This window comes from Bradyrhizobium jicamae (assembly GCF_018130215.1).
In the GTDB taxonomy this organism is placed as follows: domain Bacteria; phylum Pseudomonadota; class Alphaproteobacteria; order Rhizobiales; family Xanthobacteraceae; genus Bradyrhizobium; species Bradyrhizobium jicamae_A.
Genome location: NZ_JAFCKQ010000027.1, coordinates 58,178 through 78,628, shown reverse-complemented (window position 1 = coordinate 78,628; position 20,451 = coordinate 58,178). Strand labels below are relative to the sequence as shown.

The following is a 20,451-nucleotide window of genomic DNA, read 5'->3' as shown; positions in this document are numbered from 1 at the left end:
GGGGGCGATATGTTGGGGCGTTGCGCGGCCTTGTTGGCTGTCGTGTTGTTGTTGTCGGGCTGTGTCAGTGACGGGGTCGGTACCGACTACGCCGCAATCGCGCAAAAGGTGGGCCCGCCAAAGGCCGGGCACTCGCGCATCGTCGTGCTGCAGGAGAAGCGCACGGGATTGAGCGCGTTCTGCGCCTGCGAGGTCAAGCTCGACGGCGAGCTGATCGGCAGGGTGGCGATCGGGACCTACGTTTTCGTTGATCGACCCGCCGGGCGTCACCAGTTCGTCGCGAGCGAAGCGCTGTTTCCGGGCGACACCACCTACAATTTTACGACCGAGCCGGGCCGCACCTATTTCTTTCTGATACGAGCGAGCGCAACGCGTCCGTCAGCGGGGTGACGATGGTCGGGGGCCTGGTCGGCGGCGTGATCGCGTCGGCCGCGACCGCAAATGCCGCCAATCCGGGCCCGGCCGACTTCTTCGCGCTGGATGAGCCGGCCGCGCGCACGACGCTCGCGGAATTGCAATTGGCGAAGTAGGCCACGACCTTGGCGCCGTGTCGGCCCCAATTCGGGCAAAACCGGCCATTTGCGGGCCAAACGGCGCGAAAACGTCCGCAAATCCGGCCGTATTTCCTTGCTTCTGGCGCAAATCGCGCTATATAGCGCGCCATCTCACACGGAAACATGGCTCTCAAAGGCCGTCCGGTGGCAACCGGGCCGTCAGGCTCGTCTGCTCACACGTTTCCGGAGGAACCAACCGGAGAATTGAACCTATGTCGCTGCCCGAATTCAATATGCGTCAGCTTTTGGAAGCTGGCGTTCACTTTGGTCACCAGTCCCACCGCTGGAACCCGAAGATGCAGGATTACATCTTCGGCGCCCGCAACAACATCCACATCATCGACCTCGCGCAGACCGTGCCGATGCTGCATCGTGCGCTCCAGGCCGTCAGCGATACCGTCGCCAAGGGCGGCCGCATCCTGTTCGTCGGAACCAAGCGTTCGGCGCAGGACGGCGTCGCCGAGGCGGCGAAGCGTTCGGCGCAATACTTCGTCAATTCGCGCTGGCTCGGCGGCACGCTGACCAACTGGAAGACGATCTCCGGCTCGATCAAGCGCCTGCGTCATCTCGACGACGTGCTGTCGTCCGGCGAGGCGAATTCCTACACCAAGAAGGAGCGGCTGACGCTGCAGCGCGAGCGCGACAAGCTCGACCGTTCGCTCGGTGGCATCAAGGACATGGGCGGTCTGCCCGACATGATCTTCGTGATCGACACCAACAAGGAAGACATCGCGATCCAGGAAGCCCAGCGGCTCAACATCCCGGTCGCCGCGATCGTCGACACCAACTCGGACCCGAAGGGCATCACCTATGTGGTGCCGGGCAATGACGACGCCGGTCGCGCCATTTCGCTGTACTGCGACCTCGTGGCGCGCGCCGCCATCGACGGCATCTCGCGCGCGCAGGGCGACGCCGGCATCGACATCGGCGCCTCTGCTGCGCCCGTGCAGGAAGAGCTTCCGGCGGCCGTGTCGTCCGGCTTCCAGGGCCTGGCCGGTCCGCGCGGCACGGCCGACAATCTCAAGAAGCTCACCGGCGTGTCCGGTGCGATCGAGAAGAAGCTCAACGACCTCGGCGTCTTCCATTACTGGCAGCTCGCCGAGCTGGATCACGCCACCGCGCACAAGATCGGCGAAGAGGTCGGTCTGCCGAGCCGTGCCGACGCCTGGGTTGCCCAGGCCAAGACGCTCGCCGAAGCGGAATAAAGGTTGCGCGGCGTGGCCGGCCTGTCCGGCCGCCGCTTCTATTCCACGAACAACGATTTCCTGTCGCTGACGGCGGCGCCATCGGGCGCCGCGGTTTCCTACAGGCAAGAAGGGCATTGAACGATGGCAACGATCACAGCAGCGATGGTCAAGGATCTCCGCGAGTCGACCGGCGCGGGCATGATGGATTGCAAGGCAGCGCTGACCGAGAACAACGGCGATATGCAGGCCGCGCAGGATTGGCTGCGCAAGAAGGGTCTTTCCAAGGCCGCCAAGAAGGCGGGCCGCGTCGCGGCCGAGGGCCTGATCGGCGCGCTGACCAAGGGCACCAAGGGCGTGCTGGTCGAGGTCAATTCGGAGACCGATTTCGTCGCGCGCAACGAGCAGTTCCAGGGCCTGGTCAAGATGATCGCCCAGGTCGCGCTGCATCACGAGGCGGATGTCGAGAAGATCAAGGCCTCCAAGATCGGCGATGCCACGGTCGAGACCGCGATCTCGGATGCGATCGCGACCATCGGCGAGAACATGACGCTGCGCCGCGCCGCTTCGCTCGAGGTGAGCAAGGGCGTGGTGTCGAGCTACGTCCACAACGCCGTCATCGAGGGCGCCGGCAAGATCGGCGTGATCGTGGCGCTGGAGTCCGCCGGCAAGACCGACGAGCTCGCGGTGCTCGGCCGCCAGCTTGCCATGCATGTGGCCGCCGCCAAGCCGCTGGCGCTCGATCCGGCCGGGCTCGATCCTCAGACCGTCAAGCGCGAGAAGGACGTGCTGGCCGACAAATACCGCCAGCAGGGCAAGCCGGAGAACGTCATCGAGAAGATCGTCGATTCCGGCCTGAAGACCTACTACAAGGAAGTCTGCCTGCTGGATCAGGCCTTCATCCATGACAGCGGCAAGTCGGTTGCTCAGGCGTTGAAGGAAGCTGAGGGCAAGGTCGGCGCTCCGATCAAGATCGCCGGTTTTGTGAACTATGCTCTCGGTGAGGGAATCGAGAAGCAGGAAAGCGATTTCGCCGCCGAAGTCGCAGCCGCCAGCGGCAAGAAGTAACCGCTGACGTCGGGCTTCCGGTGCAGGCGCCGGACGCTCGTCTGCTCGGGACAGGGAAGCGATCGCATCATGGCTGAGCCGGTTTATCGTCGCGTTGTGATCAAGTTGTCCGGCGAATATCTGGCCGGCCCCCACGCATTCGGTATCGACCAGCCCACCCTCGACCGCGTCGCCGAAGATCTGATCGCCGCCCGCCAGCTCGGCATCGAAGTGGCGGTGGTGATCGGTGGCGGGAACATCGTCCGCGGCGTCGAGGTGTCGTCGCGCGGGGTCTCGCGGCCGACCGGCGATACCATGGGTATGCTCGCCACCATGATGAATTGCCTCGCGCTGGAGGCGGCGATCGAGCGCAAGGGGACTCCGGCCCGGACGCTGTCGGCGTTCGTGATGCCCGAGATTTCAGAGCTGTTCACCCGCAGTGCAGCGCACAAATATCTCGCCGAGGGGCGCATCGTCCTGCTCGGCGGTGGAACTGGCAATCCGTTCTTCACGACCGATACCACCGCGGTGCTGCGCGCGGCCGAGATCGGCGCCGAGGCTGTTCTGAAGGCCACCAATGTCGATGGCGTCTACAGCGCCGATCCGAAGAAGGACCCCAAGGCCAAGCGCTTCGACCGCCTGACCCATTCGCAGGCGATCGAGGGCGGCTACAAGGTCATGGATGCGACCGCTTTCGCGCTTGCCCGCGAGACGTCGCTGCCTATCATCGTGTTTTCGATTGCCGATCCCGGTTCGATCGGAGCCATCCTGCGCGGGACCGGACACGGCACCGTCGTCGCCGGCTGACGCTGCGCCCCGAGGCGCCGGCAACCGGTTTCTTGAAAAGGGAGAACGTCATGGCCACCCCCGGTTTTGACCTCAACGAAGTGAAGCGCCGCATGCAGGGCGCCACGCAGTCGCTGAAGCACGAGCTCGGCGGTCTGCGCACCGGCCGCGCCGCGGCCTCCATGCTGGAGCCGGTCCAGGTCGAAGCCTACGGCTCGCACATGCCGCTGAACCAGGTGGCGACCATCAGCGTGCCCGAGCCGCGTCTGCTCTCGGTGCAGGTCTGGGACAAGTCGATGGTGAAGGCCGTCGAGAAGGCGATCGTCGATTCCAATCTTGGTCTGTCGCCGGCGACCGAAGGACAGGTGCTGCGCCTGCGCATTCCCGAGCTCAACCAGGAGCGCCGCAAGGAACTCGTCAAGGTCGCACACAAATACGCGGAAGCGGCCAAGGTCGCGGTGCGCCATGTGCGCCGCGACGGACTCGACATCATCAAGAAGCTCGAGAAGAACCACGAGATCTCCGAGGATGACCAGGAGCGCCTGTCCAACGATGTGCAGAAGGCGACCGACGGAATGATCTCGGAGATCGATCAACTGCTGGCCGCCAAGGAAAAGGAAATCCTCACGGTTTGACGCGAGTGTTGGTTTGACGCGTCTTCGTCGTGCGAACCGGTCTCCCATTCGCCTGAATGCGCCCACGGAAAACAGCCGATGTCGAAAGCCGCCGCCCCTGCAACCGACGGACCGGATAGCCCCGGTCATCCGTTGCATGTGGCTGTTATCATGGACGGCAACGGGCGCTGGGCCGCCGCGCGCGGCCTGCCGCGGGCCGAAGGGCATCGCCGTGGTGTCGAGGCGCTGCGCCGCGTTGTGCGGGCGGCCCATGAGCTCGGCATCCTCTATCTGACGATCTTCTCGTTCAGCTCGGAGAACTGGTCGCGGCCTGCGACCGAGATCGGCGATCTGTTCGGCCTGTTGCGCCGCTTCATCCGCAATGACCTGGCGGCGCTGCACCGCGACGGCGTGAGGGTGCGGGTGATCGGCGAGCGCGAGGGGCTGGATGCCGATATCTGCGCGCTGCTCAACGAGGCCGAGGAGCTGACCAGGGCAAACACCAAGCTCAACCTCGTCGTCGCCTTCAATTACGGCTCGCGGGCGGAGATCGCCGCGGCGGCCCGCCGTCTCGCGCACGAGGTCGCCGAGGGCAAGCGTGACGCCGGCTCGATCGATGCCGACACGCTCGGGCAGTATCTCGATGCTCCTGATATTCCTGATCCCGATCTGATCATCCGCACCAGCGGCGAGCAGCGCCTGTCGAATTTCCTGATGTGGCAGGCCGCCTATAGCGAACTCGTGTTCGTGCCGATGCATTGGCCCGATTTCGACAAGGCGGCGCTGGAAGGCGCGATCGCGGAATACGGCCGGCGCGAGCGTCGTTTCGGCGGCCTTGCTGCGAAAACCGGCTCGTGACCGAGGGCGAAGCCGCACCGGCGGCAGCAAGCGGGCAGGACCAGCGCAATCTCGTGGCGCGCGTGGCCGCGGCAATCGTGCTGGCACCGATCGCCATCGCGCTGGCCTATGCCGGCGGAATCGCCTGGGCCGTCCTGGTGACGCTCGCCGCGATCGGCCTGTTCCTGGAATGGCTGATGATCACCGGCCTTGCCCGCGAGATCCGCGTCGTGACGCCGGGCATCGCGGTGCTGCTCATCGCCGGCCTCTGCATCATGACCGGCCGGATCGATGCCGCGCTGATCGTACTTGCCGTCGGCGTTATTGCACTTGCGTTGTTGTCGGGGGAACGGCGCGGCTGGGCAGCGGCAGGATTGCTCTACGCGGCGGCCGCCGAAATCGCGTCGGTCCTGGTGCGGCTCGATGCGGTGAAGGGGTTTGCCGCGCTGATGTTCGTGTTGCTGGTGGTCTGGGTCACGGATATCGGCGGTTATTTTGCCGGCCGCAGCATCGGGGGACCAAAGCTGTGGGTGCGCGTTAGTCCGAAGAAGACCTGGGCCGGCGCGATCGGCGGCTTCGTGGCGAGCATGCTCGTGGCGGCAGGCTTTGCCGCTTTCGAGATTGGCACGACCGGGCCGCTGCTGGTGCTCGGAGCCGTGCTTTCGGTGGTGTCGCAGCTCGGCGATCTCTTCGAATCCGCCGTCAAGCGACGGTTCGGCGTGAAGGATTCGAGCCACATCATCCCCGGCCATGGCGGCCTTCTGGACCGCCTGGACGGATTTGTTGCAGCCGTCATTGTCGCGGCGATTTTCGGCTTTCTCCGCGGCGGTGCCGATGGCGTCGGGCGCGGTCTTATGGTTTGGTGAGGAGATGAGCGCAGTTCCGTTGCGTAACAACAAGGCCGCGGCATCCGCCGTGCGGTCGGTGACTGTCCTGGGTGCCACCGGCTCGATCGGCGACAGCACCATGGACCTGCTGCGCGGTGCGCGCGACCGCTACAGGGTCGAGGCGCTGACTGCCAACAGCAACGTTCAGGCGCTCGCCGGGCTCGCGAGGGAGTTCGGCGCGCGATTTGCCGCAATCGCCGATCCGGCCCGGCTGTCCGAGCTGAAGGACGCGCTGGCCGGGACGCGCATCGAATGCGGGGCCGGGGAGAGCGCGATCATCGAGGCCGCGGCGCGGCCGGCGGACTGGGTGATGGCGGCGGTGAGCGGCGCAGCGGGCTTGAAGCCCGCGCTTGCCGCGGTCGATCGCGGCGCAACCGTGGCGCTGGCCAACAAGGAGTGCCTGGTCTGCGCCGGCGATTTCTTCATGGAGCGCGCGGCAAGGGCGGGCGCCTGCATCCTGCCGGCGGATTCCGAGCATAATGCACTGTTCCAGGCGCTCAGCTCCGGCAACCGTGAGGAGCTGGAGCGGGTGATCATCACGGCGTCCGGCGGGCCGTTCCGGACCTGGGCTCCGGCCGATATCGAGCAGGCGACGCTGGAACAGGCGCTGAAGCATCCCAACTGGAGCATGGGGCAGAAGATCACGATCGATTCCGCCTCGATGATGAACAAGGGCCTCGAGGTGATCGAGGCGTCCTATCTGTTTGCGCTGTCGCCCGACGAGATCGATGTGCTGGTGCATCCGCAGTCGATCGTCCATGGCATGGTCGAGTTCTCCGACCGCTCGGTGGTGGCGCAGCTCGGCACGCCCGACATGCGCATCCCGATCGCGCATTGCCTGGGCTGGCCCGACCGCATCGTCGGCCCGTCGGTGAAGCTCGATCTCGCCAAGATCGGGCAGCTGACCTTCGAGGCACCGGACTACGGGCGCTTTCCGGGACTGCGGCTGGCCTACGAGGCGCTGCGGACCGGAAATGGCGCGACCACGGTCTTCAACGCCGCCAACGAGATCGCGGTCGCCGCGTTCATCGCCGGCAAGATCAGGTTTGGTGCGATCGCGCGCCTCGTCGAGGCGACGATCGATGATTGGCTGCGGTCAGGGAATCTGGCACCGCTGGATTCGGCGGACGAGGCGATTTCCGTTGACCATAACGCGCGAAATAGAGCTGCCGCCCTATTGCCTCAAATTGCCTTAAAGGCAACCTAGAGGGTTGGGGACGGAGCCTCTGGCTCTTGTCGAGGGAAATCGGATGTCAGAGTTTTTTCTGCATAGTTTCAATACGTTGAGCCATGGGTTCATCGGCTACATCATTCCCTTCCTGTTCGTTCTGACGATTGTTGTCTTCTTTCACGAGCTCGGCCACTTCATGGTCGCGCGCTGGGTCGGTGTGAAGGTGCTGACCTTCTCGCTCGGCTTCGGACCCGAGCTCGCCGGCTTCAACGACCGGCACGGCACCCGCTGGAAGATCTCGGCGATTCCGCTCGGCGGTTACGTGAAGTTCTTCGGCGACGACACCGAGGCGTCAACGCCGGCGATGGAGACGCTGGCGGCAATGACCGCGGAGGAGCGCGCCGGCAGCTTCCACCACAAGTCGGTCGGCAGGCGCGCGGCGATCGTCGCGGCCGGCCCGTTTGCGAATTTCCTGCTGGCGATCGTGATCTTCACCTGCCTGTTCACATTCTTCGGCAAGCCGAGCACGACCGCGCGCGTCGACAAGGTCGAGGCCAACAGCGCCGCCGCGGCGGCCGGGTTCCAGGTCGGCGACGTCGTGACCGCGATCGACGGAACCACGATCGGCAGCTTCTCGGACATGCAGCGGATCGTCAGCATCCACGCCGGCGACACGCTCGCCTTCACGGTCAAGCGCGGCGATTCGACCGTGCAGCTGCACGGCACGCCCGAGCTGCGCGAGGTCAAGGACCCCTTCGGCAACTCCCATCGGCTGGGTGTGCTCGGTATCACCCGGGCGACCGCACCCGGCGACGCCGTCACCGAGCGGGTCGATCCCGCCACCGCGCTCTGGCTGGGCGTCAAGGAAACCTGGTTCGTGATCGACCGGACGATCGCCTATATCGGCGGCATCTTCACCGGGCGTGAGGCCGCGGACCAGGTCGGGGGGCCGCTGCGAATCGCCCAGATCTCAGGGCAGGTCGCCACGATCGGCATGGCGGCCCTGATTCACCTGGCGGCGGTGCTTTCCATCTCGATCGGCCTCCTGAACCTGTTCCCGGTTCCGCTGCTCGATGGCGGGCACCTGCTGTTCTATGCGGTCGAGGCCATCCGCGGCCGTCCATTATCCGAGCGGGCGCAAGAAATGGGCTTCCGAATCGGGCTGGGTTTGGTGCTGATGTTGATGGTGTTTGCGACCTACAACGACATCCTGCATCTGGCGGCGTCCTGAAGTAGGCTTTTTTGTGGCGTTGCTCTTGGGCAACGTCTTGGAACGAAAATGGAATTGCACCGCGGTAGTAAGTTTGCCCCCATGGCAAAGTTGGCTACAAGCTGTGCAGCAGGTTGGGAATCTGTCGGGTCGTAGGGGTACGGCCCGGCACGGAAGGATAAGGGCGCGTTGCGCATGATGTTTGGAATGCGAGTGAGGGGGGGCTTGTTCGCCGCCTTGGTCATGTTCGCCGCGCCGGTGGCTGCCACCCTGGCGGCCGTAGCCGTGTCTGCGCCTGCGGTCGCTCAGACCGTCGATTCGATCACCGTTGAGGGGAACCGGCGCGTCGAACTCGAAACCATCCGCTCCTATTTCCACGCCGGCCCGGGCGGTCGGCTGAGCCAGGCCGCGATCGATGACGGCCTCAAGGCGCTGATCGAGACCGGCCTGTTCCAGGACGTCCATATCGACCAGCGGGGCGGCCGGATTGTAGTGGTCGTGGTCGAGAATCCGGTGATCGGCCGCGTCGCCTTCGAGGGCAACAAGAAGATCAAGGACGAGCAGCTGACGGCCGAGGTCCAGTCCAAGCCGCGTGGCACGTTCTCGCGTCCGATGGTGCAGTCGGATGCGCAGCGTATCGTCGAGGTCTACCGCCATTCGGGCCGCTACGACGTTCGGGTCAATCCGGAGATCATCGAGCAGCCGAACAACCGTGTCGACCTGGTGTTCGAGATCGATGAAGGCGTGAAGACGGGCGTACGCACCATCGACTTCGTCGGCAACAATGCCTATTCCGCGTCGCGCCTGCGCGACGTCATCAAGACGCGCGAATCGAACCTGCTGAGCTTCCTCGGCGGCAATGACGTCTACGATCCGGACCGCGTCGAGGCCGATCGAGACCTGCTGCGCCGGTTCTATCTCAAGAACGGCTATGCCGACGTCCAGGTCGTGGCGGCGCTGACCGAGTACGATCCCGAGAAGAAGGGCTTCCAGGTCACTTTCAAGATCGAGGAAGGCCAGCAGTACCGCGTCGCGGCCGTGAACTACCAGTCGACGATCGCAACGCTCGACCCGAATGCGCTGAGCTCGTTCTCGCGCGTCAGGGTCGGATCGCTCTACAACGCCGAGGCGCTCGAGAAGTCGGTCGAAGAGATGCAGATCGAGGCATCGCGCCGCGGCTACGCCTTCGCGGTCGTGCGGCCGCGCGGTGACCGCAATTTCGAGAATCACACGGTGTCGATCACCTTCGCGGTCGACGAGGGACCGCGTACCTATATCGAGCGCATCAACATCCGTGGCAACACCCGGACGCGCGACTACGTGATTCGCCGCGAGTTCGACATTTCGGAAGGCGACGCCTACAACCGCGCGCTGGTCGACCGCGCCGAGCGCCGGCTGAAGAACCTCGACTTCTTCAAGACGGTCAAGATCACCACCGAGCCCGGCTCTTCCAGCGATCGCGTGATCCTGGTCGTGGATCTCGAGGAGAAATCCACCGGCGACTTCTCGGTCTCGGGCGGTTACTCGACCACCGACGGCGCGCTGGCCGAGGTCAGCATCTCCGAGCGCAACCTGCTCGGGCGAGGCCTGTTCGCGAAGGCGGCGGTGACCTACGGCCAGTACGCGCGCGGCTATTCGCTGTCCTTTGTCGAGCCCTATCTGCTCGACTACCGCATCGCGCTCGGCCTCGATTTCTACCAGCGCCAGCAACTGTCCAACAGCTACATCTCGTACGGCACCAAGACGCTGGGCTTCAGCCCGCGGCTCGGCTTCCAGCTGCGTGAAGACCTGTCGCTGCAACTGCGCTACTCGATCTATCAGCAGGAAATCACGCTGCCCTCGACGCTGGCGAATTGTAACAACAACACGAGCAACAGCCTGCTGGCGTTCAACCCGACCCCGGCCTTCGCGGCCCTGAACGGGTATGCTGCAGGCAGCACCCAGACGCTGAACGGCCAGACCGCGACCGACACCAGCGCTCAGGGCCTGTGGTGCTATTCCGACGGCGAGGCATCGCTGCCGGTCCGCAAGGAACTGGCGAACGGCGCGTCGCTGACCTCGGCGCTCGGCTACACGCTGAACTACAACACCCTCGACAACAACAAGAACCCGACCGACGGCCTCAATATCGACTTCAAGCAGGACTTCGCGGGTGTCGGCGGCGACGTCAGCTACATCAAGACCACGGCCGATTTGAAGTACTACACCCCGCTGGTTGCGGACATCGTCGGCGTGATCCACGGCCAGGGCGGCATCCTCAACAAGTACGGCAGCGACGAGCTGCGCATGCTCGATCACTTCCAGATGGGCCCGAACCTGGTGCGCGGCTTTGCGCCGAACGGCATTGGTCCGCGTGACATCAACCCCTACGGAACGCAGGATGCGATCGGCGGCACCAAGTACTGGGGCCTGTCTGCGGAACTGCAGATGCCGTTCTGGTTCCTGCCGAAGGAAGTTGGCCTCAAGGGCGCGGTCTATGCTGACGCCGGCGGCCTGTACGACTACCAGGGGCCGACCTCGTGGGCGGCGACCGGTGAAGTCAACACGCCCGGCTGTAAGCCACCGACGCAGAACCCGCCGTCTCCGGGAACCTGCCTTGGCTTGCAGTATGACGACAGCAAGGTCATCCGTACCTCGGTCGGTGTCGGCCTGATCTGGCAGTCGCCGTTCGGTCCGCTGCGCTTCGACTACGCTGTCCCGCTCACCAAGGGTGCGTATGACCGCGTGCAGGAATTCAGGTTTGGCGGCGGTACAACGTTCTAAGATCGTTTGTCGGCCGGACTGCGACGGATGGAATGGCGCAGCCGATCTTCTACAAGAGTCCCCCTTCGTCAACGCTGGCTGAGATCGCCGCGCTGACGAAGGCGCATTTGGTCGACCCCGAAAGGGGTGCGCAGCAGATCAGGGGGCTGGCTTCGCTCGACGAGGCCGGTCCGATGCATCTCGCCTTCTTTGACAACCTCAAATACGCCGACCAGCTCGCCGCGACGAGGGCCGGCGCGTGCCTGGTCAGCCCGCGCTTCGAGGCGCAGGTGCCGAAGGGTGTAGCGGTGCTGCGTGCCGCAAAGCCGTTCCACGCCTTCGTCCAGATCGCGCGGGAGTGGCACGCCGACTCGCTACGGCCGCAATCATGGTTCGGGACCGAGGGCATCGCGCCGTCGGCGATCATCGATCCCACAGCCCAGCTCGAGGACGGCGTCATCGTCGATCCGCTGGCCGTGATCGGTCCCCGCGTCGAGATCGGCTCCGGCACCATCATCGGGGCCGGTGCCGTGATCGGCGCCGACGTCAAGATCGGCCGTGACTGCAATGTCGGCGCCAAGACGACGATCCAGTTCGCCCTGATCGGCAACAACGTGCTGATCCACCCCGGCTGCAACATCGGTCAGGACGGCTATGGCTTCATCTTCTTCAGCTCGGAGGGGCACATCAAGGTGCCGCAGACCGGGCGTGTGCTGATCCAGAACAATGTCGAGGTCGGTTCCGGCTCCACGATCGATCGCGGCTCGTTACGCGACACCATGATTGGCGAGGGCACCAAAATCGACAACCAGGTCCAGATCGGCCACAATGTGACCATCGGCCGCCATTGCCTGCTCGCGGCCCAGATCGGGCTCGCGGGCAGCCTGACGATCGGCGACAATGTCGCGCTCGGCGCCAAGGTGGGAATCAACAACCACCTCACCATCGGCGACGGCGCCCAGATCACGGCCATGAGCGCGGTCAAGGACGACGTTCCGCCGAACGGCCGCTGGGGCGGGCATTTCGCCAAGCCGACCAAGCAGTGGTTCAGGGAGATCATCGCGGTGGAGCGCCTGGTGCGCGATAACGCCGCGGAGGCCAAGGGTGAGTCCAAGGGTGAGGGGCAGGAGTGATGGAGGAGTCGCCGGTCAGGTTCGAGCTCGTGGATATCAACGATATCCTGAAGACGCTGCCGCACCGCTTTCCGATGCTGCTGATCGATCGGGTCGTCAGGATCCGCGCCGACTACAGCGGCATCGGCATCAAGAACGTCACCTTCAACGAGCCGGCTTTCCAGGGACATTTCCCGGAGCGGCCGGTCTATCCCGGCGTCATGATGATCGAGGCGATGGCGCAGACCGCGGGCGTGATCGGCATCAAGTCGGTCGAAGGCACCGAGAAACCGCGCGCGGTGTACTTCCTCACCATCGACAAGTGCAAGTTCAGGAAGCCCGTGCTGCCCGGCGACACCATCGAGTACCACATGCGCTCGATCGGCCGACGCAAGACGATGTGGTGGTTTCACGGCGATGCCAAGGTCGATGGGCAGGTTGTCGCCGAGGCCGATGTCGGCGCAATGCTGACGGATTGAGCCGTGCGATCATTGCATTCGACGCGGTCTTTGCATTGCAATATGACGTTAGGATACGTCACTGGACAGGCCGGGCAAAGTCGCGCTAACGACCGGAAAACCCAGACAGTTTAGCGCCTCGGCGCCGTTAGTGAATCCCGGACCCGTACCCTTATGAGCATGATCGATCCCACCGCGCGGATTGCGGATGGCGCCGTGATCGGAGCCGGCACCGAGATCGGTCCGTACTGCATCATCGGACCCGATGTCGTGATCGGCGAGAACTGCAAGCTGACCGCGCATGTCACGGTCAGCGGGCACACCAGGATCGGCGCCGGCTGCGTCATCTCGCCATTCGCTGCGCTCGGCGGCCCGCCGCAGGATCTCAGCTACCGCGGCGAGCCGACCCGGCTCGAGATCGGTGAGGCCTGCACCATCCGCGAGGGTGTCACCATGAACGTCGGCACCGTCAAGGGCGGCGGGCTGACGCGGGTCGGCGATCGCGGTTTCTTCATGAACAACAGCCATGTCGGCCACGATTGCGTGGTCGGCAACAACGTGATCTTCGCGACCTCGGCAACGCTCGGCGGCCACTGCGAGATCGGCGACTTCGTCTACATCGGCGGGCTGTCCGCAGTGCATCAGTTCACCCGGATCGGCCCGCAGGTGATGATCGGCGGCGTCTGCGGCGTGCGCGGCGACGTGATCCCGTTCGGTCTCGCCAATGGTCAGTATGCCGTGCTGGAGGGGTTGAACATCATCGGCATGAAGCGCCGCCAGTTCACCAAGCAGCGGCTGGCGACCGTGCGCGCGTTCTATCAGAAGCTGTTCCACGGCCCGGGCATCTTCGCCGAGCGGCTCGCCGCCGCGCAGCCGCTTGCCGGCGAGGATGCTGCGATCGCGGAGATCCTTGCCTTCATCGACGGCGGCAAGCACCGCGCGCTGTGCCTTCCCGCCAACACGCACTGACAAGTGGATCGCCGCCAGCATGACGTCAGCGGCTCCTTCGATTTCATCTCCGGTCGGCGTGATCGCCGGCGGCGGCGCCATGCCGTTTGCAGTCGCGGATTCGCTGGTTGCGCGCGGCATGACGCCGGTGCTGTTCGCGCTGCGCGGCGCCTGCGATCCCGCGCGGGCGCAGCGCTTCCGTCATCGCTGGATCTCGGTCGGCCAGCTCGGGCGCGCGACCAAACTGTTCCGCGACGAGGGCTGCCGCGACCTGATCTTCATCGGCACGCTGGTGCGCCCCGCGCTGTCGGAGATCCGGATCGACTGGGGCACGCTGCGCGTGCTCGGCCATGTGGTGCGTGCGTTCCGCGGCGGTGACGATCATCTGTTGTCCGGCGTCGGCCGCATTCTGGAGCAGCAGGGTTTCCGCATGGTCGGCATCAAGGACGTCGCTCCCGATCTCTTGATGCCGGAGGGAGCCATCACGCGTACGGTCCCGGACGGCGACGCGCTCGCCGACATTGCGCGAGGACGGGCCGTGCTCGAGGCGCTGGCTCCGTTCGACATCGGCCAGGCTGCTGTGGTGATCGATGGTCACGTGGTTGCGGTCGAGGACATCGAAGGCACCGACGGGCTGCTGGCGCGCGTGGCGCGCTTGCGCGCCGAGGGACGGATCCGCGCCAAGTCCGGCCGCGGCGTGCTGGTGAAGGCGCCGAAGAGCGGGCAGGACCTGCGCTTCGACCTGCCGACCATCGGCCCGCGCACCGTTGAGGGCGCATCCGCGGCCGGCGTCGCCGGCATCGCCGTGATCGCCGGCAATACGCTTGCCGCCGAGCCGCAGGCCCTGATCGAGGCCGCCGACGCCAAGCGTCTCTTCGTCATCGGTCTGGCCAGCTGATGCCAGCGCGCAACCCCAGCGCGGTGCGAAAGATCTTCCTCATCGCGACCGAGGAGTCCGGCGACCGGCTCGGTGCTGCGCTGATGAAGGTGGTGCGCCAACGGCTCGGCGATGCCGTGAAGTTCTCCGGCGTCGGCGGCCGCGCCATGACCCGCGAGGGGATCGACCCGCTGTTTCCGATCGAAGAGCTCTCGATCATGGGCTTTGCCGCGGTCGTGAAGCAATTGCCGAAGATCCTGCAATTGATCCGCCGCACGGCGGATGCTGTGCTCGATGATCCGCCCGACATGCTTGTCATCATCGACAGCCCGGATTTCACCCATCGCGTCGCGCGCCGCGTCCGTGCGCGCAATCCCGCCATCCCGATCGTGGACTACGTGTCGCCCTCGGTCTGGGCGTGGCGGCCGGGAAGGGCACGGGCGATGCGAAGCTATGTCGATCACGTGCTGGCGCTGCTCCCGTTCGAGCCGGAGGAATATCAGAAGCTGGGTGGCCCGCCATGCAGCTATGTCGGCCATCCCCTGACCGAGCAGCTGGCTTCGCTGCGGCCGAATGCGCGGGAGCAGGCCCGGCGCGATGCGACCCCTCCGCTCCTGCTGGTGTTGCCGGGAAGCCGGCGCAGCGAGATCAAGCATCATCTGGCGCTGTTCGGCGCCGCGCTCGTCCAACTCGACAAGCAGATGACCTTCGAGCTCGTGCTTCCGACCATGCCCCATCTCGAGAGCATGGTGCGGGAGGGCGTCGCGGACTGGCCGGTCGTGCCCAGGATCGCGATCGGCGAAATCGAGAAGCGTGCTGCGTTCCGTCGCGCGCGCGCGGCGTTGGCGAAGTCCGGCACGGTGACGCTGGAGCTCGCGCTGTCAGGCATTCCGATGGTGACCGCCTATCGCGTTGGCGCCGCCGAAGCATTCATCCTGCGGCGTGCGATCCGGGTGTCGTCGGTGATCCTCGCCAATCTCGTGATCGGCAGCGATATCATCCCGGAGTTCCTGCAGGAAAACTGCACCCCGGAGAATCTCGCGCAGGCGCTTGCCGAAGTGCTGGTGGATTCGCCCGAGCGGCTGCGGCAGCTGGTCGCGTTTGCAACGCTGGACGCGAAAATGTCGACCGGCGATCAGCCGCCGAGCGTCCGCGCCGCCGATATCGTGCTCGCGACGATGGAGCGAAGGCCGGCTTAGCGAACGCCTCGTCCGTCCGCGCGCGGCAAAAGAAAACGGCGCCGGTGACGGCGCCGTTCGTTGTCAGGCAGGACGACGAGGCTTACTTGCGCTGGTCGATCGCCACATAGTCGCGGCGCGCGACGCCGGTGTAGAGCTGGCGCGGACGGCCGATCTTCTGCTGCGGATCCTCGATCATCTCGCTCCACTGGCTGATCCAGCCGACGGTGCGGGCGACCGCAAACAGCACGGTGAACATCGAGGTCGGGAAGCCCATCGCCTTCAGCGTGATGCCCGAATAGAAGTCGACGTTCGGGTAAAGCTTGCGATCGATGAAGTAGGGATCGTTGAGCGCGATCTTCTCGAGCTCCAGCGCGACCTTGAGCATCGGATCGTCGCCGTGACCGGTCTCCTTGAGCACCGCGTGACACATCTTCTGCATGATCTTGGCGCGCGGGTCGTAGTTCTTGTAGACGCGGTGGCCAAAGCCCATCAGGCGGACTTCGCTGTTCTTGTCCTTCACCTTGGCGATGAAGTCCGGAATGTTGTCGACCTTACCGATGCCGTAGAGCATGTTGAGCGCGGCTTCGTTGGCGCCGCCATGTGCCGGGCCCCAGAGGCAGGCGATGCCGGCCGCGATGCACGCGAACGGGTTGGCGCCCGAGGAGCCGGCGATGCGCACCGTCGAGGTCGAGGCGTTCTGCTCGTGGTCGGCGTGCAGGATGAAGATCTTGTCCAGCGCGTCGGCGAGCACCGGATTGATCTTGTACTCCTCGCAGGGCACCGCGAAGCACATGTTGAGGAAGTTCTCGGCGAACGAGAGCGAGTTCTTCGGGTAAACGAAGGGCTGACCGACCGTATATTTGAAGGCCATCGCTGCCAGCGTCGGCACCTTCGCGATCATCCGCATCGAGGCGATCATGCGCTGCTTCGGATCGTTGATGTCGGTCGAGTCGTGGTAGAACGCGGCGAGCGCGCCGACGGCGGCGACCATGATCGCCATCGGGTGGGCGTCGCGGCGGAAGCCCTGGAAGAAGCGCGCCATCTGCTCATGCACCATCGTGTGATGGATCACGCGATAGTCGAAGTCCTTCTTCTGCGCCGGGGTCGGAAGCTCCCCGTAGAGCAACAGGTAGCAGGTCTCGAGGAAGTCGCCGTTTTCGGCGAGTTGCTCGATCGGATAGCCGCGGTACTCGAGCACGCCGGCGTCGCCGTCGATGTAGGTGATCTTGGACTGGCAGCTGCCGGTCGAGGTGAAGCCGGGGTCATAGGTGAACACCCCGGCCTGGCCATAGAGCTTGGCGATGTCGATAACGTCAGGCCCGACGGTGCCGCTCAGGATCGGGAAATCATAGGTCTTGTTGCCAAGGGTGAGTGTGGCTGTCTTGCTGGATTTTGCGTCCATCGCGATAATCCCCGATGAATTCGTTGCGAAAACCGGCCTAGCCCGGTCGCCGTCGTGACGGCGCATGGCGGGGCGGGACGGCTTGTCTAGAAGGCGTCCGCTGATGGGTAGCTCATTGCTATGTGCGCTGCAAGATGGACCCGGGGAGGGGTCCATGCAGGACGATCACGCCGCCTGATCGGCCAGCCGGGCGAGGCATTCCTGGCGCCCCAGCACGGCCAGGACGTCGAAAATCCCCGGCGATGTCGTGCGTCCGGTCAGGGCAACGCGCAACGGCTGGGCAACCGCGCCAAGCTTCAGATTGTTCTGCTCGGCGAAATTCCGCATTGCGGTCTCGGTGGTTTCCGCCGTCCAGTCGGTGACGGCTTCGAGCGCTATGCGCAACCGGCCTATCAGCGTGCGCGTCTCCGGCGTCAGCAGCACAGCCGCCTTCGGCTCGATCTCGAGCGGCCGGTCGGCGAAGATGAAATAGGCGCCCGAGATCAGTTCGATCAGCGTCTTGGCGCGCTCCTTCAGGCTGGGCATCGCTCGCAGCAATTGTGCTCGGGTGGCATCGTTCAGCTTGGCCTTCAGCGCGGCGCCCTCGGGAACATAGTCCAGCACCTGCTCGAACTGGGTCACGAGGGATTGATCGTCGCTTTGGCGGATGTAGTGGCCGTTGAGGTTCTCTAGCTTGGCGAAATCGAACCGAGCGGCCGAGCGGCCGATGGCCGGCAGGTCGAAGGCGTCGATCATCTCCTGCGTCGAGAAGATCTCCTGGTCACCGTGGCTCCAGCCGAGCCGGACGAGGTAGTTGCGCAGCGCCGCGGGCAGATAGCCCATGGCGCGATAGGCATCGACGCCGAGCGCACCGTGGCGCTTCGACAGCTTCGAGCCGTCGGGACCGTGGATCAGCGGAATGTGGGACATGTTCGGGATGTCCCATTCCAGCGCGTCGTAGATCTGCTTCTGGCGTGCGGCGTTGATGAGGTGGTCGTCGCCGCGGATCACGTGGGTGACGCCCATGTCGTGGTCGTCGACGACGACGGCGAGCATGTAGGTTGGCGTGCCGTCGCCGCGCAGCAGGACGAGATCGTCGAGGTTCTCGTTCTGCCAGACCACGCGGCCCTGGACCTGATCCTCGATCACGGTCTCACCGGTCTGCGGCGCCTTCAGGCGGATGGTCGGCTTGACGCCTGACGGCGCCGTGGCCGGATCGCGGTCGCGCCACAGGCCGTCATAGAGGCGGGTACGCCCCTCGGCGCGCGCCTTCTCGCGCATCGCCGCGAGCTCTTCGGCCGTGGCGTAGCAGTGGTAGGCCCGCCCGGAGGCCAGCAGGCTCTCGGCGACCTCGCGGTGGCGGGCAGCGCGGCTGAACTGGTAGATGACGTCGTCGTCCCAATCCAGCTCGAGCCATTTCAGGCCGTCGAGGATGGCGTCAATCGCTTCCTTGGTCGAGCGTTCGCGGTCGGTGTCCTCGATCCGCAACAGCATTTTGCCGCCGCGCTTTTTGGCATAGAGCCAGTTGAACAGCGCGGTGCGGGCACCTCCAATATGGAGGAAGCCGGTCGGCGAGGGGGCGAAGCGGGTAACGACGGAATCGGTCATGATCAAGCGAGACGTATGCGGGAACGGCGGTGGTGTATAGCAGGAACCGGACATAACTAAAGCCTCGGCTGGCCTTTTGACCGACCGAAGCGGGCTTGGCTCCATCCGGCGAATTTGGCAGAAGGTCCGCTAGACTCCTCCAGGGAACCCATGATGACGACTGACACGGCGACGGCAGAGGCAGGGCGCGACTTCATCCGCGACATCGTCCAGGCCGATCTCTCCTCCCACAGGCACGACCGGATCGTGACGCGCTTCCCGCCGGAGCCGAATGGCTACCTGCACATCGGTCACGCCAAGTCGATTGCCCTGAATTTCGGCATCGCCCAGGAGTTCGGGGGCCAGTGCAACCTGCGCTTCGACGACACCAACCCGACCAGGGAGGAGCAGGAATTCATCGACTCGATCCAGGCCGACGTCCATTGGCTCGGCTTCGACTGGGGAACCAACCTCTTCTTCGCCTCCGACTATTTCGAGCGCCTGTATGATTGGGCCGAGGGGCTGATCAAGGCTGGCCATGCCTATGTCGACGACCAGTCGCAGGAGGAGATCCGGCTGAGCCGCGGCACGCTGACCGAGCCGGGCAAGAACTCGCCGTTCCGCGGCCGTTCGATTGAGGAGAATCTCGACCTTTTTCGCCGCATGAAGGCTGGCGAGTTTCCGAACGGCACCCGCGTGCTGCGCGCGAAGATCGACATGGCCGCCGGCAACATCAACCTGCGCGACCCCGTGCTGTACCGCATCCTGCACGCCCATCACCCGCGCACAGGCGACAAATGGTCGATCTATCCGAGCTACGACTACGCTCACGGCCAGTCGGATGCCATCGAAGGCATCACCCATTCGATCTGCACGCTGGAGTTCGAGGATCATCGGCCGCTCTACGAATGGCTGCTCGACAAGCTGCCGGTGCCGTCGAAGCCGCACCAGTATGAAATGGCGCGGCTGAACCTGACCTACACGCTGCTGTCCAAGCGTGTGCTGACCCAGCTCGTGCGCGACGGCCATGTCTCGGGCTGGGACGACCCGCGCATGCCGACGATTGCCGGCCTGAAGCGGCGTGGCGTGCCGCCGGCTGCGGTGCGCGAATTCGTCAAGCGTATCGGCGTGGCGAAGGCCAACAGCGTGGTCGATGTAGGCATGCTCGAATTCTGCATCCGCGAGGAGCTGAACCGCACCGCGCTGCGCCGCATGGCGGTGCTGCGGCCGCTCAAGGTCGTGATCGAGAACTATCCGGAAGGGCAGGTCGAGGAACTCGAGGCGGTCAACCATCCCGACAATCCGGAGGCTGGCACCCGCAAGATCGCCTTCGGCCGCGAGCTCTACATCGAGCGCGACGACTTCATGGAGAACCCGCCGAAGAAGTTCTTCCGCCTCTCGCCCGGCAACGAGGTGCGGCTGCGCTATGCATATTTCATCAAGTGCACGAGCGTGGTGAAGAACGACGCCGGCGAGGTCGTCGAGCTGCGTTGCACCTATGATCCCGCGACCAAGGGCGGCAATGCCCCCGATGGCCGCAAGGTGAAGGCGACGATGCACTGGCTGCCGGCGGCGCAGTCGAAGCCGGCGGAGATCCGCATCTACAACCAGCTGTTCTCCAATCCGAGCCCGAACGCGGCCAACTTTACCGCCGACCTCAACCCGCAGTCGCTGGAAGTCCTGACGGACGCTCGCGTCGAGCCCGCGATCGCCGAGAGCAATTCGCCCGACGTGATGCAGTTCGAACGGCAGGGCTACTTCGTGCGCGATGCGGACTCGACCGCGGACAGGCTGGTGTTCAACCGCACCATCGGCCTGCGCGACACGTTTGCGAAGGAAGTTGGCGGGAAGGGCTAGATCGCGCATTTGCGGCCG

At 64.9% G+C, this 20,451-nt stretch carries 19 protein-coding genes; 17 read left to right on the top strand and 2 right to left on the bottom strand.

The genetic code is table 11. The annotated features are described in order from the left end of the window. The first annotated feature begins 42 nt into the window (after positions 1-42). The 16 genes from JQ586_RS25515 to lpxB all read left to right on the top strand — a co-directional run bounded on the left by JQ586_RS25515 (position 43) and on the right by lpxB (position 15,626). Positions 43-390, top strand: coding sequence for a DUF2846 domain-containing protein (locus JQ586_RS25515; RefSeq protein ID WP_312017022.1), 348 nt, complete (start codon positions 43-45; stop codon positions 388-390). Between the two features lie 2 nt (positions 391-392). Beyond that, positions 393-530, top strand: a complete 138-nt coding sequence (locus JQ586_RS40655; RefSeq protein WP_249148100.1) for a hypothetical protein — start codon at positions 393-395, stop codon at positions 528-530. A 236-nt stretch (positions 531-766) separates the two neighbouring features. Then, positions 767-1,759: a 30S ribosomal protein S2 gene (locus JQ586_RS25510; RefSeq protein WP_212397366.1), complete on the top strand. Its 993-nt coding sequence runs from the start codon at positions 767-769 to the stop codon at positions 1,757-1,759. A 123-nt stretch (positions 1,760-1,882) separates the two neighbouring features. Then, positions 1,883-2,806 (top strand): translation elongation factor Ts, encoded by a 924-nt coding sequence (tsf, locus tag JQ586_RS25505; protein WP_212397365.1) that lies wholly within the window; start codon positions 1,883-1,885, stop codon positions 2,804-2,806. Between the two features lie 69 nt (positions 2,807-2,875). Continuing rightward, positions 2,876-3,592 (top strand): UMP kinase, encoded by a 717-nt coding sequence (gene pyrH, locus JQ586_RS25500; protein WP_212397364.1) that lies wholly within the window; start codon positions 2,876-2,878, stop codon positions 3,590-3,592. A 50-nt stretch (positions 3,593-3,642) separates the two neighbouring features. After that, positions 3,643-4,206 (top strand): ribosome recycling factor, encoded by a 564-nt coding sequence (gene frr, locus JQ586_RS25495; RefSeq protein ID WP_212397363.1) that lies wholly within the window; start codon positions 3,643-3,645, stop codon positions 4,204-4,206. Between the two features lie 78 nt (positions 4,207-4,284). Continuing rightward, positions 4,285-5,043, top strand: coding sequence for an isoprenyl transferase (locus JQ586_RS25490; protein WP_212397362.1), 759 nt, complete (start codon positions 4,285-4,287; stop codon positions 5,041-5,043). Further along, the gene (locus JQ586_RS25485) at positions 5,040-5,888 is read left to right on the top strand and encodes a phosphatidate cytidylyltransferase (RefSeq protein ID WP_212397361.1); all 849 of its coding nucleotides are present in this window, start codon (positions 5,040-5,042) and stop codon (positions 5,886-5,888) included. Before JQ586_RS25490 ends, JQ586_RS25485 begins: the two co-directional genes overlap by 4 nt. A gap of 4 nt (positions 5,889-5,892) precedes the next feature. Further along, positions 5,893-7,116, top strand: a complete 1,224-nt coding sequence (gene dxr / locus JQ586_RS25480) for a 1-deoxy-D-xylulose-5-phosphate reductoisomerase (protein ID WP_212397360.1) — start codon at positions 5,893-5,895, stop codon at positions 7,114-7,116. Positions 7,117-7,159: 43 nt separating this feature from the next. Then, positions 7,160-8,311 carry an RIP metalloprotease RseP gene (rseP, locus tag JQ586_RS25475; RefSeq protein WP_212397359.1) on the top strand — a complete coding sequence of 384 codons (1,152 nt, stop codon included), beginning with the start codon at positions 7,160-7,162 and terminating at the stop codon, positions 8,309-8,311. Between the two features lie 174 nt (positions 8,312-8,485). Continuing rightward, positions 8,486-11,053: an outer membrane protein assembly factor BamA gene (gene bamA, locus JQ586_RS25470; protein WP_212397358.1), complete on the top strand. Its 2,568-nt coding sequence runs from the start codon at positions 8,486-8,488 to the stop codon at positions 11,051-11,053. 32 nt (positions 11,054-11,085) lie between these two features. Further along, positions 11,086-12,165 (top strand): UDP-3-O-(3-hydroxymyristoyl)glucosamine N-acyltransferase, encoded by a 1,080-nt coding sequence (gene lpxD / locus JQ586_RS25465; RefSeq protein ID WP_212397357.1) that lies wholly within the window; start codon positions 11,086-11,088, stop codon positions 12,163-12,165. Continuing rightward, the gene (gene fabZ, locus JQ586_RS25460) at positions 12,165-12,623 is read left to right on the top strand and encodes a 3-hydroxyacyl-ACP dehydratase FabZ (RefSeq protein WP_212397356.1); all 459 of its coding nucleotides are present in this window, start codon (positions 12,165-12,167) and stop codon (positions 12,621-12,623) included. Before lpxD ends, fabZ begins: the two co-directional genes overlap by 1 nt. Before the next feature lie 153 nt (positions 12,624-12,776). Further along, positions 12,777-13,571: an acyl-ACP--UDP-N-acetylglucosamine O-acyltransferase gene (lpxA, locus tag JQ586_RS25455; protein ID WP_212397355.1), complete on the top strand. Its 795-nt coding sequence runs from the start codon at positions 12,777-12,779 to the stop codon at positions 13,569-13,571. 19 nt (positions 13,572-13,590) lie between these two features. Beyond that, complete coding sequence (locus JQ586_RS25450) at positions 13,591-14,448, top strand: LpxI family protein (protein ID WP_212397354.1); 858 nt, start codon at positions 13,591-13,593, stop codon at positions 14,446-14,448. Then, positions 14,448-15,626 (top strand): lipid-A-disaccharide synthase, encoded by a 1,179-nt coding sequence (gene lpxB, locus JQ586_RS25445; protein ID WP_409411009.1) that lies wholly within the window; start codon positions 14,448-14,450, stop codon positions 15,624-15,626. The genes JQ586_RS25450 and lpxB overlap by 1 nt, the downstream gene beginning before the upstream one ends. An 82-nt stretch (positions 15,627-15,708) precedes the next feature. Here lpxB and gltA read toward each other — a convergent pair whose 3' ends face one another. After that, positions 15,709-17,010, bottom strand: a complete 1,302-nt coding sequence (gene gltA / locus JQ586_RS25440) for a citrate synthase (RefSeq protein WP_212397353.1) — start codon at positions 17,008-17,010, stop codon at positions 15,709-15,711. A gap of 165 nt (positions 17,011-17,175) precedes the next feature. Continuing rightward, positions 17,176-18,597 carry a glutamate--tRNA ligase gene (gene gltX / locus JQ586_RS25435; RefSeq protein ID WP_212397352.1) on the bottom strand — a complete coding sequence of 474 codons (1,422 nt, stop codon included), beginning with the start codon at positions 18,595-18,597 and terminating at the stop codon, positions 17,176-17,178. Positions 18,598-18,747: 150 nt separating this feature from the next. Between gltX and JQ586_RS25430 the strand changes: the two genes are divergently transcribed. Then, positions 18,748-20,433 carry a glutamine--tRNA ligase/YqeY domain fusion protein gene (locus JQ586_RS25430; protein ID WP_212397351.1) on the top strand — a complete coding sequence of 562 codons (1,686 nt, stop codon included), beginning with the start codon at positions 18,748-18,750 and terminating at the stop codon, positions 20,431-20,433. Positions 20,434-20,451 lie beyond the last annotated feature (18 nt).

Excerpts from the sequence above, each read along its gene's own strand:
- JQ586_RS25430 (WP_212397351.1), top strand. The coding sequence starts at position 18,748 with ATGATGACGACTGACACGGCGACGGCAGAGGCAGGGCGCGACTTCATC.
- rseP (WP_212397359.1), top strand. The coding sequence starts at position 7,160 with ATGTCAGAGTTTTTTCTGCATAGTTTCAATACGTTGAGCCATGGGTTC.
- tsf (WP_212397365.1), top strand. The coding sequence starts at position 1,883 with ATGGCAACGATCACAGCAGCGATGGTCAAGGATCTCCGCGAGTCGACC.
- JQ586_RS25510 (WP_212397366.1), top strand. The coding sequence starts at position 767 with ATGTCGCTGCCCGAATTCAATATGCGTCAGCTTTTGGAAGCTGGCGTT.
- gltX (WP_212397352.1), bottom strand. The coding sequence starts at position 18,597 with ATGACCGATTCCGTCGTTACCCGCTTCGCCCCCTCGCCGACCGGCTTC.
- gltA (WP_212397353.1), bottom strand. The coding sequence starts at position 17,010 with ATGGACGCAAAATCCAGCAAGACAGCCACACTCACCCTTGGCAACAAG.
- JQ586_RS40655 (WP_249148100.1), top strand. The coding sequence starts at position 393 with ATGGTCGGGGGCCTGGTCGGCGGCGTGATCGCGTCGGCCGCGACCGCA.
- lpxA (WP_212397355.1), top strand. The coding sequence starts at position 12,777 with ATGAGCATGATCGATCCCACCGCGCGGATTGCGGATGGCGCCGTGATC.
- JQ586_RS25450 (WP_212397354.1), top strand. The coding sequence starts at position 13,591 with ATGACGTCAGCGGCTCCTTCGATTTCATCTCCGGTCGGCGTGATCGCC.
- pyrH (WP_212397364.1), top strand. The coding sequence starts at position 2,876 with ATGGCTGAGCCGGTTTATCGTCGCGTTGTGATCAAGTTGTCCGGCGAA.
- lpxB (WP_409411009.1), top strand. The coding sequence starts at position 14,448 with ATGCCAGCGCGCAACCCCAGCGCGGTGCGAAAGATCTTCCTCATCGCG.
- lpxD (WP_212397357.1), top strand. The coding sequence starts at position 11,086 with ATGGCGCAGCCGATCTTCTACAAGAGTCCCCCTTCGTCAACGCTGGCT.
- fabZ (WP_212397356.1), top strand. The coding sequence starts at position 12,165 with ATGGAGGAGTCGCCGGTCAGGTTCGAGCTCGTGGATATCAACGATATC.
- frr (WP_212397363.1), top strand. The coding sequence starts at position 3,643 with ATGGCCACCCCCGGTTTTGACCTCAACGAAGTGAAGCGCCGCATGCAG.
- JQ586_RS25490 (WP_212397362.1), top strand. The coding sequence starts at position 4,285 with ATGTCGAAAGCCGCCGCCCCTGCAACCGACGGACCGGATAGCCCCGGT.
- bamA (WP_212397358.1), top strand. The coding sequence starts at position 8,486 with ATGATGTTTGGAATGCGAGTGAGGGGGGGCTTGTTCGCCGCCTTGGTC.
- dxr (WP_212397360.1), top strand. The coding sequence starts at position 5,893 with ATGAGCGCAGTTCCGTTGCGTAACAACAAGGCCGCGGCATCCGCCGTG.